The organism is Streptomyces sp. NPDC107538 (assembly GCF_055657445.1).
Map to the genome: position 1 here is coordinate 336,629 of NZ_JBVKAY010000002.1, position 13,809 is coordinate 350,437.

Consider the following 13,809-nt stretch of genomic DNA (forward strand, 5'->3'; position numbering starts at 1 on the left):
GAGGGTCAGCCGACCTTGATCTGGTCGTACACCGGCACGCTGAACGGGTTCAGGGAGACGTCGGAGAGACGAGCCGAGTAGCCCGCGCTGCCGTTCTGGTACCAGAGCGGGATGGCGGCCATGTTGTCCCGGACGACCTCCTCGGCCTTCTGGAACGTCTCCACGGCCTTCGCCGTGTCCGACTCGGCGTTGGCCTCGTCGACGAGCTTGTCGAAGTCGGCGTTGGACCACTTGCCGTCGTTGGAGGAGGCGTTGGTGTAGTACAGCGGCTGCAGGAAGTTCTGGATGAGCGGGTAGTCCATCTGCCAGCCGGCGCGGAACGGGCCGCTCATCTTCCGCTGGGTGATCTGGTTGCGGTAGTCGGCGAAGGTGCCGACCGGGTTGCCGACGCACGCCTTGTCGTTGTCGAGGGCGTTGTTGATGGAGTTGCAGACGGCGTCGACCCACTGCTTGTGGGAGCCGGTGTCCGCGTTGTACGTGATCTTGACCTGGCCGCCGGGGAGGCCGCCGCCCTCCTGGACCAGCTTCTTGGCCGCGTCCGCGTCGTACTCGCAGGCGTCACCGCACAGGCCCTCCTTGAAGCCGCCCTCCTCGCCGAGGACGGGGGAGGTCCAGTCGGTGGCGGGGGTGCGGGTCTTCTGGAAGATGGTGTCGGTGATCTGGTCGCGGTCGATGGCCCGGGAGAGCCCCTCGCGGACCTTCTCCGAGCCCTCCTTGTTCCACTCCTCGTCGTAGAACGGGAAGGACAGGGTCTGGATGATGCCGGCCGGGGTGTTGATGTACCGGTCGCCGAGGTCGGCCTGGACGTTCTTCAGCTGGGCCGCGGGGACGTCGTCGACGAGGTCGAGGTTGCCGGCCATCAGGTCGGTGTAGGCGGTGTTGTTGTCGGTGTAGACCTTGAGGTCCACGCCGCCGTTCTGCGCCTTGTCCTCACCCGGGTAGTCGTCCCACTTCCGTACCGACAGCTGGGAGCCCTTGGTGTACGAGTCGACGGCGTACGGGCCGTTGCCGACGGGCTTGGCCAGCCAGGCGTCGTGGTCGGTGAAGAACGACTGCGGCAGCGGGGCGTACGCGTTGTAGCCGAGGGTGTCGGGGAACGTCGAGAACTTCTGGGTGAGCGCGACGGTGAAGGTGTTCTCGCCGGTGACCTTCAGCCCCGAGAGGGTGTCGGCGGTCTGCTTGCTGCCGTCGTCGGGGTGCGTCTTGTCGTAGCCCTGGATGTACTCGAAGAAGTACGCGTTCTTCTGGTTGTTCTTCAGGCTCGCCCCGTAGTTCCAGGCGTCCACGAAGGACTTGGCGGTGACCTTCTCTCCGTTCTGGAAGGTCCAGCCGTCCTTGACGGTGATGGTGAAGTTCTGCGAGTCGGTCGTCTCGATGTCCTCGGCGAGCATGTCCTTGGCCTCGCCGGTCTTGGCGTCGTACCGCTTCAGCCCACGGAAGATCATGTCCAGCACCTTGCCGCCCTGCACCTCGTTGGTGTTGGCCGGCTCCAGCGGGTTCTGCGGGTCTCCCCAGGAGGAGCTGAGCACCGCGCCGGTGTCACCACTGCCGCTGCCGCCGTCGTCGCCTCCACAGGCGGTCGCGGCGAGGGCGACCGCCGCCGCGCCGGCGATCCATCGGGCGTGCGTGGCTCCACGCATGGGTGCCTCCTCGTCGTGCGTGCGCGATCTTCTTGTTACCGGACAATATCGATGCGTTTCGCCTATACCGCACATTTGGGGGGCCGTATGGGGTGCGTTGTCGGGTGCGGGTGCGTGGGGGTTCTCGCGCAGTTCCCCGCGCCCCTTAAAAGATCAGGCCCTGCGGGCCTGAAAAGCGCAGGGCACAGCCCGTGCTTTTCAGGGGCGCGGGGAACTGCGCGAGAGCCCCCACCCACCCGCACCCGCCGACGCACCGCACCCCCCACCCCCTCCCACGCCCCCCATCCCGACGCGCCGGTAAGAGAAGAGGTTCGCCCCAGTAAGAGCCGGTTCGGCAATCCCCCTCACCTTGGTCAAAGCCCGCGCGAACGCATTGACCCACCCCCGCCACCGGTTGAAAGGTCACGTCATGGGGACCTCGACACCACTCACCGCCGCCCCCTTCGAGACGGCACCCGCCCCGCCCCGAACCGGCGGCACCAGCTCACCGGGCCGCATCGCCTGGCGCCGTTTCCGCCGGGACCGCGCCGGGGTCATATCGGCGTACGTCGTCGTCCTGTTCTTCACCACCGCGATCGCCGCCCCGCTGATCGCCAAGGCCTACGGCAAGGACCCGTACACGACGTACGGCCAGAACCAGCCGGGCCTGCTGAACCAGTTCGGCTTCCCGGTCGCACCGAACGGCGGCGTGAGCGGCGGCTTCTGGTTCGGCGTCGAGCCGCAGCTCGGCCGGGACGTCTTCACCCTCCTCCTCTACGGCATCCGCAACTCCCTGCTGATCGCCACGGTGACGACCCTGCTGGTCACGGCGCTCGGCATCGTCGTCGGGGTGACGGCGGGCTATCTCGGCGGCCGGATCGACAACGTCGTGGGCCGGATCGTCGACATCCTGCTGGCCTTCCCCTCCACGCTGTTCTTCATCGCGATGTGGCCGGTCATGATCTCGATCCTGGTCCCGCCGGACGAGAACACCCCGACCTGGCTGACGGTGGTGAGCCTGATCTCGGTGATGACCGCGTTCGGCTGGGCCCCGATCGCCCGGCTGCTGCGCGGTGAGGTACTGGCCCTGCGGGAGCGGGAGTTCGTGGAGGCGGCGAAGGTCACCGGCGCCTCCCCGGCCCGGATCGTCTTCCGGGAGCTGCTGCCGAACCTGTGGACGCCGGTCCTCATCCAGGCGACCCTCGCGCTGCCGATGTACGTCACCACCGAGGCGGCCCTCGCCTTCCTCGGCGTCGGTCTGAGCGACCCCACCCCCGACTGGGGCGTGATGATCCAGCGCGGCGCGCAGGTCTACCAGAGCGACATCACGTACATGCTCTTCCCCGGCCTCTCGATGGTGGTCTTCGTGATCGCCTTCAACCTCCTCGGCGACTCGGTCCGCGACGCGCTGGACCCGAAGACCAGACGCTGAGCCCCTTTCAAGACGGCCCCGCCTCCACCGACGAGGGCCCCCCTCTCCCTGATCCAGGCAGGACACCCATGTCGATCTCCCGCAGAAACTTCGTCATCGCCAGTTCGGTCGCCACGGCCGGCGGCGCCCTCGTCCTCAGCGCGTGCAGCAGCGGCGGCGGGGGCGGTGCGGCGGGGGGCGGCGCGGCCTCCGGCTCCGCCGCCACGTACTCCAAGGTCGCGGTGGGCACCGCGGCGGACTCCACCGGCCCCGCGCCGGAGGTCGCGGGCGCGCGCAAGGGCGGCACGATCCACCCGATCGGCCCGGACGACTTCTCCCACCTCGACCCGCAGCGGATCTACTTCGCCTGGAACTCCACGGTCGCGAACCTCTACGTCCGCTGTCTCACCGGCTACAAGATCGCCACCGACGGCTCGATGAAGCTCGTCGGCGACCTCGCCACCGACACCGGCACCATGACGGACGGCGGCAAGACCTGGACGTTCACCCTCAAGAACGGCCTGAAGTGGGAGGACGGCAGCGAGCTGACCGTCGACGACGTACGCCACGGCATCGAGCGCGGCTTCGCGAGCTTCACCACCGAGGGCGCCACCTACGTCCAGACCTGGCTGACCGGCTCGAACGACTTCCGGTCGGTCTACAAGGGCCCCTACGGCGGCAAGCACCTCTCCTCTGTCGTCACCGACACCGCGAAGAAGACCATCACCTTCCATCTGAAGACGGCCCGCCCCGACCTCAACTGGGCGCTGGCGATGCACTCCTACGGTGCCGTGCCGGTCAAGCAGGACACCAAGGAGAAGTACGACAAGGACCCGGTCTCCTGCGGCCCGTACCGCATCCGGCAGCACTCGGTCGACAAGTCCCTGACCCTGGTGCGCAACACCCACTGGGACCCGAAGACGGACCCGATCCGCAACGCCTACCCGGACTCCGTCGTCTTCGAGTTCGGCCCGGAAGCCCTCCAGGCCACCGACCGGCTGATCGCCGACTCCGGGACCGACGCGTACGCGGTGATGGCCTACAGCGGGGTGCCGGCCGAGCGCATCCAGAAGGTGATCAGCGACTCGACCCTGGAGTCCCGCACGGTCGACGGCCTGCTGACCGGCCTGTACTACTACGCCATCAACTGCCGGCGCATCAAGGACGTCCGGGTCCGTCAGGCCCTCAACTACGCCTGGCCGCTGGAGCAGATCCGCTCCATCTACGGCGGCCCGTCGGCCGGTGACTACGCGACCACCGTCCTCAGCCCGGACATCGCGGGCCGGGAGAAGTTCGACGTCTACGGCAAGCTGAAGAACCCGCGCGGCGACACGGCGAAGGCGAAGTCCCTGCTCAAGGAGGCCGGCAAACTCGGCCAGAAGATCGTCTACACCTATCCGCAGGGCGCCAACGACGCCTACGACAAGACCAAGGTCGTCATCGCCAACGCCCTGAAGGAGGCGGGCTTCGACCCGGTCGTGAAGCCGGTGGAGTCGACGAGCTACTACGACCAGGTCGGCCAGATCGACAACCAGTTCGACGTGATGTGGTACGGCTGGTCGCCGGACTGGCCCGCCGCCTACACCCTCCTCCAGCCCCTCTTCGACGGCACCACGATCGCCGACAACGCCCCCAACGTCTCCCAGTTGAACGTGAGTTGGGTCAACGCGGCGATCAAGAAGAACACGACCATCACGGACACCGTGAAGGAGGAGGCGGCCTGGGCGGCCCTGGACAAGGAGATCATGACCAAGGAGGCGCCGATCATCCCGGAGACCTACCAGCGGCGCTACTACCTCTACGGCTCCAAGGTCGGCGGCGCCCAGTTCGACCCGCTGTTCTCGGCGTTCATCGTCTACAAGCTGTACGCCAAGGCCTGAGCCACACGGCCGGGACCGGGACCGGAGACCGAACCGCCATGCTCCGCTTCATCGCACGCCGGACGCTGAGCGCGCTGCTGATCCTCCTCGTCATCAGCGCCATCACGTTCCTCCTCTTCTACGTCGCCCCGCGCGACCCCGCCCGCACGGCCTGCGGCAAGCTCTGCACCCCGCAGACGCTCGCCCTGGTCCGGCACAACCTCGGCATCGACGACCCGCTGCCCGTCCAGTACTGGCACTGGCTCGCGGGGGTCTTCACCGGCCGGGACTACACCGGGCTCGGCCACTGCCCGGCCCCCTGCCTCGGCTACTCCTTCACCAACCACGAACCGGTCCTCGGCCTGATCACCGACCGCTTCCCGACCACGCTCTCCCTCGCCCTCGGCAGCACGGTCGTCTTCGTGGTGTTCGGGGTGGGCACCGGCATGATCGCGGCGGTGGCACAGGGCCGCCCGCTGGACAAGATCGCGTCCTCGGCGTCCCTGATCGGTTCGTCGCTCCAGATCTACATCGTCGGCGTGGTGGCGATGTACTACCTGTCCGACCAGTGGGGCCTGCTCCCCCGCCCGTCCGACGCGGTCGGCTTCTCCCAGGACCCGCTGACCTGGTTCAAGGGCCTGCTCCTCCCCTGGCTGGTCCTGGCGATCATCTTCACCGCCAACTACACGCGGATGACCCGCTCCCAGCTGGTCGAGACCCTCGCCGAGGACTACGTCCGCACGGCCCGCGCCAAGGGCATGTCCCGCTCCACGGTCTTCTTCCGGTACGCCTGGCGCGGCGCCATGGGCCCCATCGTCACCATCCTCGGCCTCGACCTCGGCTACCTCCTGGGCGGCGCCATCATCACGGAGGAGACCTTCGGCCTCCACGGCATCGGCGCCCTCTCCATCAAGGCCGTCCGCGACAACGACCTGCCCCTGCTGCTGGGGGTGGTCCTGGTGGCGGCCACCGCGATCGTGCTCGCGAACATCGTGGTGGACGCGGTGTACGCGCTGATCGATCCCCGGGTGCGGCTGGCGTAGGACGGAGGGGGGCCGGGCCCCTCCCCCCGGGTCAGCCCAGCTCCCCCCGCTCCACACAGAACTCGTTCCCCTCGGGGTCGGCCATGAGCACCCAGCCTCCACCGTCGGGACGCGTGTGGTCGGCGACCACCCGGGCACCCAGCCCGAGCGCCCGCTCGACCTCCTCGGCGCGGGTGCGGCCGTGCGGCTTGAGATCGAAGTGGATCCGGTTCTTCACCGACTTCCCCTCGGGCACCCGCACGAACAACAACCGCGGCCCACCCGCCGGATCCGCGATCAACGCCTCCGGATCACCGGGCTTGTCGTCATCGGCCAACGGCCGCCCGAGCAACTCGCTCCAGAACAGGGCGACGTCGTAGGGATCGCCGGTGCAGTCGAAGGTGAGGCTGTGGATGCTGGGGTGACTCTGGCTCAACTGGTGTCTCCGTGAGGTCGGTTGGGACGTACGTGCCCAGTGTGACGCGTGCGTTGCGTGTGCCGCATGCCCTACGTCCGACGCCTGCCTCGCGTGTGCCGCACGATCGCCTCCGCCGCCTCCGCCAAGGACCCGAAACACGCGTCGGCGTCCCGGAGTTCCTCCGGCCGATGGGTGGAGGCCACCGCGTACACCGTGCAGCCGGCCGCCAGGCCCGCCGCGATGCCCGCCGGCGCGTCCTCGACGACCAGGCACCGGCCCGGGTCGGCGCCGAGGCGCGCGGCGGCGGCCAGATAGCCCTCCGGCGAGGGCTTGCCCGCGGAGACGTCCTCCGCGCAGACGCGTACCTCGGGCACGACGAGCCCGGTACGGGCGAGCCGGGCGGCGGTCGGCCCGGCGCGGCTGGAGGTGACGACGGCCCAGCGGCCGGACGGCAGCGCGCGCAGCAGCCCGGCGGCCCCGTCGAAGGCCCGGAACCCGGGTTCCTCGGCGGCCATCAGCCGGTCCAGGGCCCGGTGTTCCTCCGCCGGATCACGCTCCGGCGCCACCAGCCGCAGGATGTCCGCCCGCCGCCGCCCCTGCGTGACCCGCCACACGGCCTCCGCGTCCAGGCCCCGCGCCCGAGCCCAGGCCCGCCAGACCCGCCCGTGCGCGTCGGCGGTGTCGATCAGCACGCCGTCGACGTCGAACAGCACCGCGGCGGCCGACACACCGTCCCCTGCCACCCGTTGCCCCCCATCCCTCGGTCGCCGACGCTCGAAACGCCGCGGGGCCCGCCGTGTGGCAGGCCCCGCGGTTCACGACAGAACGGCCGGTCAGCCCTTGCTCACCGGTGCGTCGGAGTCCTCCGGCGCGCCGTCCTCCAGCGCCTTGAGCGCCGGGTCCAGGACGACGTCCTCGGCGCGGGACTCGGTCGTCGGGTCCTCCGGGAAGTGGCAGGCCGTCAGGTGGCCGGCCAGGTTGCCGGAGAGCTGGACCAGCGGCGGCTCCTCGGAGGCGCACTTGTCCTGCGCCTTCCAGCAGCGCGTACGGAAGCGGCAGCCGGACGGCGGCGCGATCGGCGAGGGCACGTCACCGGCGAGCCGGATCCGCTCCTTCACCTCCACCTCGTCGTCGAGCGCGACCTCGGGCACCGCGGACAGCAGGGCGTGCGTGTACGGGTGGCGGGGCCGGTTGTAGAGCGAGTCACGGTCGGCGACCTCGACGATCTTGCCGAGGTACATGACCGCGACGCGCTTCGAGAAGTGCCGGACGATGGCGAGGTCGTGGGCGATGAACAGGAACGCGATGCCCAGCTCGTCCTGGACCTTCTGGAGCAGGTTGACGACCTGCGCCTGGATCGACACGTCCAGCGCCGAGACCGGCTCGTCCGCGACGATCAGCTTCGGGTTCAGGGCGAGCGCGCGGGCGACGCCGATGCGCTGGCGCTGGCCGCCGGAGAACTCGTGCGGGAAGCGGTTGTAGTGCTCGGGGTTGAGGCCGACCAGCTCCAGCAGCTCGCGGACCTTGTTCTCCCGGCCGCCCTCGGGGTTGATCCCGTTGACCTCCATCGGCGACTTGATGATCGTGCCGACCGTCTGCCGCGGGTTCAGCGAGGAGTACGGGTCCTGGAAGATCATCTGGATCTCGGACCGCACCGGCGCCAGCTGCTTGCGCGAGGCGTGGGTGATGTCCTGGTCCCTGTAGGTGATCTTCCCGCCGGTCGGCTCCATCAGCCGGGTGATCAGCCGCCCGGTGGTCGACTTGCCGCAGCCGGACTCACCGACGAGGCCGACGCTCTCGCCGACGCCGACGGTCAGGTCGATGCCGTCCACGGCCTGGACCGCACCGACCTTGCGTTTGATCGGGAAGCCGCCGTAGATGGGGAAGTGTTTCGTCAGACCCTCGACCTTGAGGAGCGTTTCGGCCGCGGTGTCCTGGGAGCCCTGCTGTGCGGGGAGGGTGAGGTTGTCGCTCATGATCTCGGTTCTCCCTAGCGCAGCCGGGGCTGGATCTTGTCGATGAAGATGGTCTGCTTCTGGTCCGCCGTCAGGTGGCAGGCAGAGGCACGCCCCTCGCCGAGCGCCGGCCGCTCCGTGCTGCAGCGGTCGCCGGTGACCTCACCGGTGAACGCGCAGCGCGGGTGGAACGGGCAGCCGGTGGGCGGGTTGAGCAGGCTGGGCGGGGAGCCGGGGATCGGGGTGAGCGCCTGGTCGGTGTCGCCGCCGAGGCGGGGCATCGAGCTGAGCAGACCCCAGGTGTAGGGGTGCGTGGGGTTGCGCAGCACCTCACGGACGCTGCCGCGCTCCACGGCCCGGCCCGAGTACATCACCAGCAGGTCGTCGGCCATGTCGGAGATGACGCCGAGGTCGTGGGTGATGAAGATGATCGCGGAGCCGAACTCCTGCTGCAGGTCCTTGAGCAGGTCGAGGATCTGCGCCTGCACGGTCACGTCGAGCGCGGTGGTCGGCTCGTCCGCGATCAGCAGGTCGGGGTCGCAGACCAGCGCCATGGCGATCATGGCGCGCTGGCGCATACCGCCGGAGAACTGGTGCGGATAGTCGTCCACGCGGGTCTGCGGGTGCGGGATGCCGACCTTGGCCAGCATCTCGATCGCCCGCTGCCGGGCCTCCTTCTTGGAAGCGCCGGTGTGCTTCATGAACGGCTCGGCGATCTGCCGGCCCACCGTGTAGTACGGCGAGAGCGCCGTCAGCGGGTCCTGGAAGATCATCGCCACCTTGTTGCCGCGGAGCTGCTCCAGCTCCTTCTCCTTGGCGGTGACGAGTTCCTTGCCGTCGAGGATGATCTCGCCCTCGACGGTGGTGGTCTTGGGGTTGTGCAGGCCGAGGACGGTCAGGTTGGTCACGGACTTGCCGGAGCCCGACTCACCCACGATGCCCAGCGTCTTGCCGCGCTCGACGTCGAAGGAGAGCCCGTCGACGGCCTTGACTATGCCGTCCTCGGTGGAGAACCGCACCCGCAGGTCGCGGACCGAGAGGAAGGCCTCGGGCCCGGTCGGGGCCTTCTCGCCTTCGGTCTTGGTCAGAGTGGTCACGGTATTTCTCCTAGCTGAGGCGCACGCGCGGGTCGATGTAGGCGTAGGCGATGTCCACGACGATGTTCAGCATCAGGATGAAGAAGGCGCCGAACAGCATCACGCCCATCGTCAGCGGGATGTCCTTGCCGACCGAGGACTCCACCGCGAGACGCCCGATGCCGGCCAGGTCGAAGGTGAACTCCGTGACCACGGCGCCGGACAGCAGCGCGCTCAGGTCCATGCCGATGATGGTGACGATCGGAATGAGTGAACCACGCCAGGCATAACGGAAGAATACGTACCGCTGCTTCATGCCCTTCGCGCGAGCCGTGCGGACGTGCTCCTCCGAGAGCTGCTCGATCATGGTCGAGCGGGCCATACGCGTGTACTGGGCGGTGAAGATGGTGGCCATCACGGCCCAGGGGATCAGCAGGCCCATGAACCAGCCCGCCGGGTCCTCGGTGAACGGCACGTACTTGGGGCTCTCCATCCAGCCGGTGCTGTAGACGAAGATGCCGAGCACGATCGGGCCGAGGAAGTAGATCTGGAACGAGCTCAGGACCATCGAGGCGCCGCTGACGGCTTTGTCGACGGCGGTGCCGCGCTTCCAGGCGGCGAGGAGGCCGGAGCCGAGGCCCAGCACCAGGAAGATGATCAGACCGCCGATGGTCAGCGACAGGGTGAGCGGGAAGCTGTCGGTGATGGAGTCCCAGACGAAGTCGCCGGACTGGAAGGACATGCCCAGGCACGGCGCGGAGCAGTGCCCCACCGCGAAGTCACGGCCGACCACGATGCCGGACATGAACTCCCAGAACTGCGTGGTGATGGGCTTGTCGAGGCCGAGGTTCTCTCTGATGACCGCGATGTTCTCGGGGGAGCAGTTCTTGCCGCAGGACAGCTGCGCGAAGTCTTGGGGGATCGTATAGAACAGGAAGAACGTGAACGCGCCGATCAGGAACATGATGACGACGGCGCCGATCAGCCTGCGGATGAGGAACTGAAGCATGGCGGGTGGATGCTCTCTTCGAAAACGCGGCGGTCGGAGGGGGTGGAACCGACCGCGGGGGTGCGCTCCGCCTGGCGCACACCCCCGCGGATCAGCCGGTGTGACCGGTCTGGCCGGACAGCCGGATTACGGCTGCTTCAGGAACACGTCGTTGATGTCGATGTAGCTCGACTCCGTGCTGTACCGGGCACCACCGATGTTCGATCCGAAGAGCTGGATCTGCTTCGAGTAGTAGACCGGGGCGGCCGGGTTGACCTCCTCCACGATGCGGTGGTGAGCCTCTTCCCACGTCTTGGCCGCGGCCTCGGGCTCCTCGGTCAGAGCCTTCTTGATCAGCTCGTCGACCTTGGCGTCCTTGATGTGGGAGTAGTTCGAGCCACCGTCGGCGACCAGCGTGCCGTCGTAGACCGGGGTGATGACCGTGGACGGGGAGGACCAGTCCTGGCCCCAGCCGGTCATGTAGATGTCGTACGGGTTGTCCAGCTTGCCGACCTGCTCGTAGAAGCTGGCCCGGTCGATCTCCTTGGCCTGGACGTCGAAGCCGATCTTGGCCAGCGCGTCCTTGATGATCACCTGCTGGGCCTGGCCGCGCGGGGTGTTGGAGTAGGCGTAGCTGAGCTTCGTGCCCTCCTTGACACCCGCCTCCTTCAGCAGCGCCTTGGCCTTGTCCAGGTCACCGTTGGGCTTCTTGGTCTTGCCGAACGGGTCGTAGGACGCGTCGTAGCCCGGCAGGGTCGGCGCCATCAGACCACCGGCGACCTCACCGCCGTAGCGGCCGCCGTCGGCCTGGACCATGGCCTGGGACGGGATCGCGTAGGTGATCGCGTCGCGGACCTTCTTGTCCTTGACGGCGTCGGCGTCGAGGTTGAAGGTCAGCTGCCACACGTAGGGCTGGTAGCCCTGGATGGTGCGCTTCTTGGTCGCGGCGTTGCCGATGACCGTCGACATCTGCGCCGGGTCCACGGAGTCCGTGAACTGCATGGCGTTCTTGGCGTCGCCCTGGTCGGCGATCAGACGCTTGGTCTGGCTGGCCTGGTCGATGGTGTTGGTGAAGTTGAAGCCGTCGACGTACTGGTGACGCACCACGTCCGTCTTCGGGTCCCACTGGTCGTTCTTGACCAGGGTCAGCGACTTGCCGGCCTTGAGCTCGGAGATCTTGTAGGGGCCGAGGGAGGCCGGCGCCTTGTCGTACTTCTCCTTCGTGTCCTGCTTCTCGGGCACGATGGCGTAGCCGGCCATGGCCAGGGCCTGCGGCAGGTCCGGGCGCGGCTGGTCGAAGTGGAAGACGACCGTCTTGGCGTCCGGGGTCTCCAGGACGGAGTCCGGCAGGTGCTTGCCCTTGTACGGGCCGTCCGGCAGCGCCTTGCGGTAGTCGGAGCCCGACAGCCAGCTCTGGACGTACGTCGGGCCGTCGAAGATGACCTTGGAGTACTGGCGCTCGATGGTGTGCCGGACGTCGGCCGAGGTGATGGCGTTGCCGTCCTCGTCCTTGATGCCGTCCTTGAGCGTGTACGTCCAGGTCTTGCCGCCGTCGGAGGACGTGCCGGAGTCGGTGGCGATGTCACCGACGACCGTCAGGTTGCCCTTGTCGTCCTCCTGGTAGTTCGTCAGACCGCGGTGGATCAGGTTCGCGAGCTGACCGGCGTCGGAGACGTAGATCTGGCCCGGGTCCAGGTGGGTGATGTCCGACTGCTGGTAGACGTTGATGACACCGCCGGACTTGGCGCCCTTGACTTCCTCGGCCGGACCCGTGGACGCCGCGGCGTCACCGTAGGCGACAGGCTTCGACTGCTCGGCGGCGTCGTCCTTGGACTTGGACGTGTCCTTGGTGTTGCTGTCGCCGTTGTCCGAGCAGCCGGCGAGCGCCAGCGAGCCGGCCACGAGCGCCACAGCCACGGCGCGCGTGGTGCGGTTTCTGATGGGCTTCATGATGCCTATGCACCTACCTGTCGATAGTTGTCCACGAGTACTGCCTGACGGCCCGGGCGAACCCGGGTCGGGGGCGGCAGTCCCCCCACCCACCAATGGACGATTACCGTCCGGTCTTGGGGTCGAAAGCGTCCCGGACGGAGTCGCCGAGAAGGTTGAAGCAGAGCACGAAGACCACCATGGCCACGCCCGGGAAGAACATGAACATCGGGTCCTGCTCGTAGACGTCGGCACCGACGGCGAACATCCGGCCCCAGTCGGGGGTGGGCTCGGTGAAGCCGACGCCGACGAACGAGAGGAAGGCGATGGAGAGGATCGTGCTGGGCAGGATGTACGTGCCCTGCACCAGGATCGGGGTGACGATGTTCGGCAGGATCTCCTTGCGCACGATGCGCCAGGGCGAGGCCCCGGACACCTTGGCCGCCTCCACGAACTCGCGCTCACGCAGCGAGAGCACCGAGCTGCGCACCAGACGGGCCAGGCCCATCCAGCCGAGGAACCACATCACCAGGACGATGGCCACGGCCCGCAGATAGGTCGGCGTCTCGTCACGCGGGTCGACGAAGAGCGCGGTGACGACCGGCATGAAGGCGATGAAGAACAGCTGCTGCGGGAACCCGAGGAAGAAGTCGGTGATCCGACCGACCCAGTAGTCGACACGACCGCCGAAGTAGCCGCCGATCATGCCGATGAGAACACCGGTGGTCACGCTGAACAGGGTGACGAGGACCGCCATGTACAGCGAGGTCCGCATGCCGTACAGCAGCATCGTGAACACGTCGCGGCCCAGCTTCGGCTCGACGCCGAACCAGAAGTCACCCGACATGCCGCCGAAGGAACCGGTGGGCATCGCGAAGTCGTCGAGCAGGAACGGGAAGTCGGGCTCCTGCGCGTACAGCGTGTAGGGGTTCTTGCCGTACAGGCTCGAGATCACCGGTGCGAGCGCGGCGACGGCGAAGAAGAAAATCACTACGCACGCGGAGACGACTCCCGTACGGTCACGCTTGAACCGTTGCCACATCAACTGCCCGGGGGAACGACCCTCAAGCTTCTTCTCACCCTTGGCGACCTCGGCGGTCGCGTCGAGCTCGGGGTCCAAGGCGACCGCGGACCCGGAGCCCTCGGCCTTGGTTGGACTGGTCATGTCTGTTCTTCCCCCGGGGGGTTGGAGAGTTGAGCGCAGCACAGTTACCGGCAGGTTCTGTGGTTTGGGGGAACTTTCGCCAAATGGGTCAACGCGCGTCAAGGGCGGAAGGCATAGGGATCTCCCTACCGTCCATATTTTGAGCAAAAATTGCAAAGATTGACACCTGGTCGCGCTTGACAGGCAACAAGGGAAACCGGCGAAGCGGACATTCAGGGTACGATTTTTGTTTACATGTCCGAAACTTGATCGCCGGATCACCGATATCCGAACAGCCCTTCACAGCTCTCAGACAGCCGGATGAACGGTGGATTCGCCCCCATACGGGCAGCCCGGAAGCCCGGCCCTCCAATAATCGGAGAACCGG

The 13,809-nt window shown here is 67.7% G+C and carries 11 protein-coding genes; 3 read left to right on the top strand and 8 right to left on the bottom strand.

The features are described 5' to 3' along the window. Positions 1–5 precede the first annotated feature (5 nt). Positions 6–1,640, bottom strand: coding sequence for a peptide ABC transporter substrate-binding protein (locus ACZ7MG_RS07385; RefSeq protein WP_471387791.1), 1,635 nt, complete (start codon positions 1,638–1,640; stop codon positions 6–8). A 409-nt stretch (positions 1,641–2,049) separates the two neighbouring features. Between ACZ7MG_RS07385 and ACZ7MG_RS07390 the strand changes: the two genes are divergently transcribed. The 3 genes from ACZ7MG_RS07390 to ACZ7MG_RS07400 all read left to right on the top strand — a co-directional run bounded on the left by ACZ7MG_RS07390 (position 2,050) and on the right by ACZ7MG_RS07400 (position 5,932). Continuing rightward, entirely contained in the window at positions 2,050–3,051 is a 1,002-nt protein-coding gene (locus tag ACZ7MG_RS07390; protein WP_471387794.1) for an ABC transporter permease, read from the top strand. 68 nt (positions 3,052–3,119) lie between these two features. Further along, a complete protein-coding gene (locus ACZ7MG_RS07395; protein WP_471387796.1) occupies positions 3,120–4,910 on the top strand; it encodes an ABC transporter substrate-binding protein in 1,791 nt (596 codons plus the stop codon). A gap of 38 nt (positions 4,911–4,948) precedes the next feature. Further along, positions 4,949–5,932: an ABC transporter permease gene (locus ACZ7MG_RS07400; protein WP_471387799.1), complete on the top strand. Its 984-nt coding sequence runs from the start codon at positions 4,949–4,951 to the stop codon at positions 5,930–5,932. A 31-nt stretch (positions 5,933–5,963) separates the two neighbouring features. Here ACZ7MG_RS07400 and ACZ7MG_RS07405 read toward each other — a convergent pair whose 3' ends face one another. The 7 genes from ACZ7MG_RS07405 to ACZ7MG_RS07435 form a co-directional block, all read right to left on the bottom strand. Then, entirely contained in the window at positions 5,964–6,347 is a 384-nt protein-coding gene (locus ACZ7MG_RS07405) for a VOC family protein (RefSeq protein WP_471387802.1), read from the bottom strand. Positions 6,348–6,418: 71 nt separating this feature from the next. Further along, the gene (locus ACZ7MG_RS07410; RefSeq protein WP_471387806.1) at positions 6,419–7,072 is read right to left on the bottom strand and encodes an HAD-IA family hydrolase; all 654 of its coding nucleotides are present in this window, start codon (positions 7,070–7,072) and stop codon (positions 6,419–6,421) included. A 90-nt stretch (positions 7,073–7,162) separates the two neighbouring features. After that, positions 7,163–8,305: an ABC transporter ATP-binding protein gene (locus ACZ7MG_RS07415; RefSeq protein WP_471387809.1), complete on the bottom strand. Its 1,143-nt coding sequence runs from the start codon at positions 8,303–8,305 to the stop codon at positions 7,163–7,165. Between the two features lie 14 nt (positions 8,306–8,319). Further along, positions 8,320–9,381, bottom strand: coding sequence for an ABC transporter ATP-binding protein (locus ACZ7MG_RS07420; protein WP_471387813.1), 1,062 nt, complete (start codon positions 9,379–9,381; stop codon positions 8,320–8,322). A gap of 10 nt (positions 9,382–9,391) precedes the next feature. Further along, positions 9,392–10,369 (bottom strand): ABC transporter permease, encoded by a 978-nt coding sequence (locus ACZ7MG_RS07425; protein ID WP_471387816.1) that lies wholly within the window; start codon positions 10,367–10,369, stop codon positions 9,392–9,394. Positions 10,370–10,495: 126 nt separating this feature from the next. Further along, positions 10,496–12,298 carry an ABC transporter substrate-binding protein gene (locus ACZ7MG_RS07430; RefSeq protein WP_471387819.1) on the bottom strand — a complete coding sequence of 601 codons (1,803 nt, stop codon included), beginning with the start codon at positions 12,296–12,298 and terminating at the stop codon, positions 10,496–10,498. 103 nt (positions 12,299–12,401) lie between these two features. Then, on the bottom strand, positions 12,402–13,442 hold the full coding sequence (locus ACZ7MG_RS07435) for an ABC transporter permease (RefSeq protein ID WP_471387822.1): 1,041 nt from the start codon (positions 13,440–13,442) through the stop codon (positions 12,402–12,404). Positions 13,443–13,809: the final 367 nt, after the last annotated feature.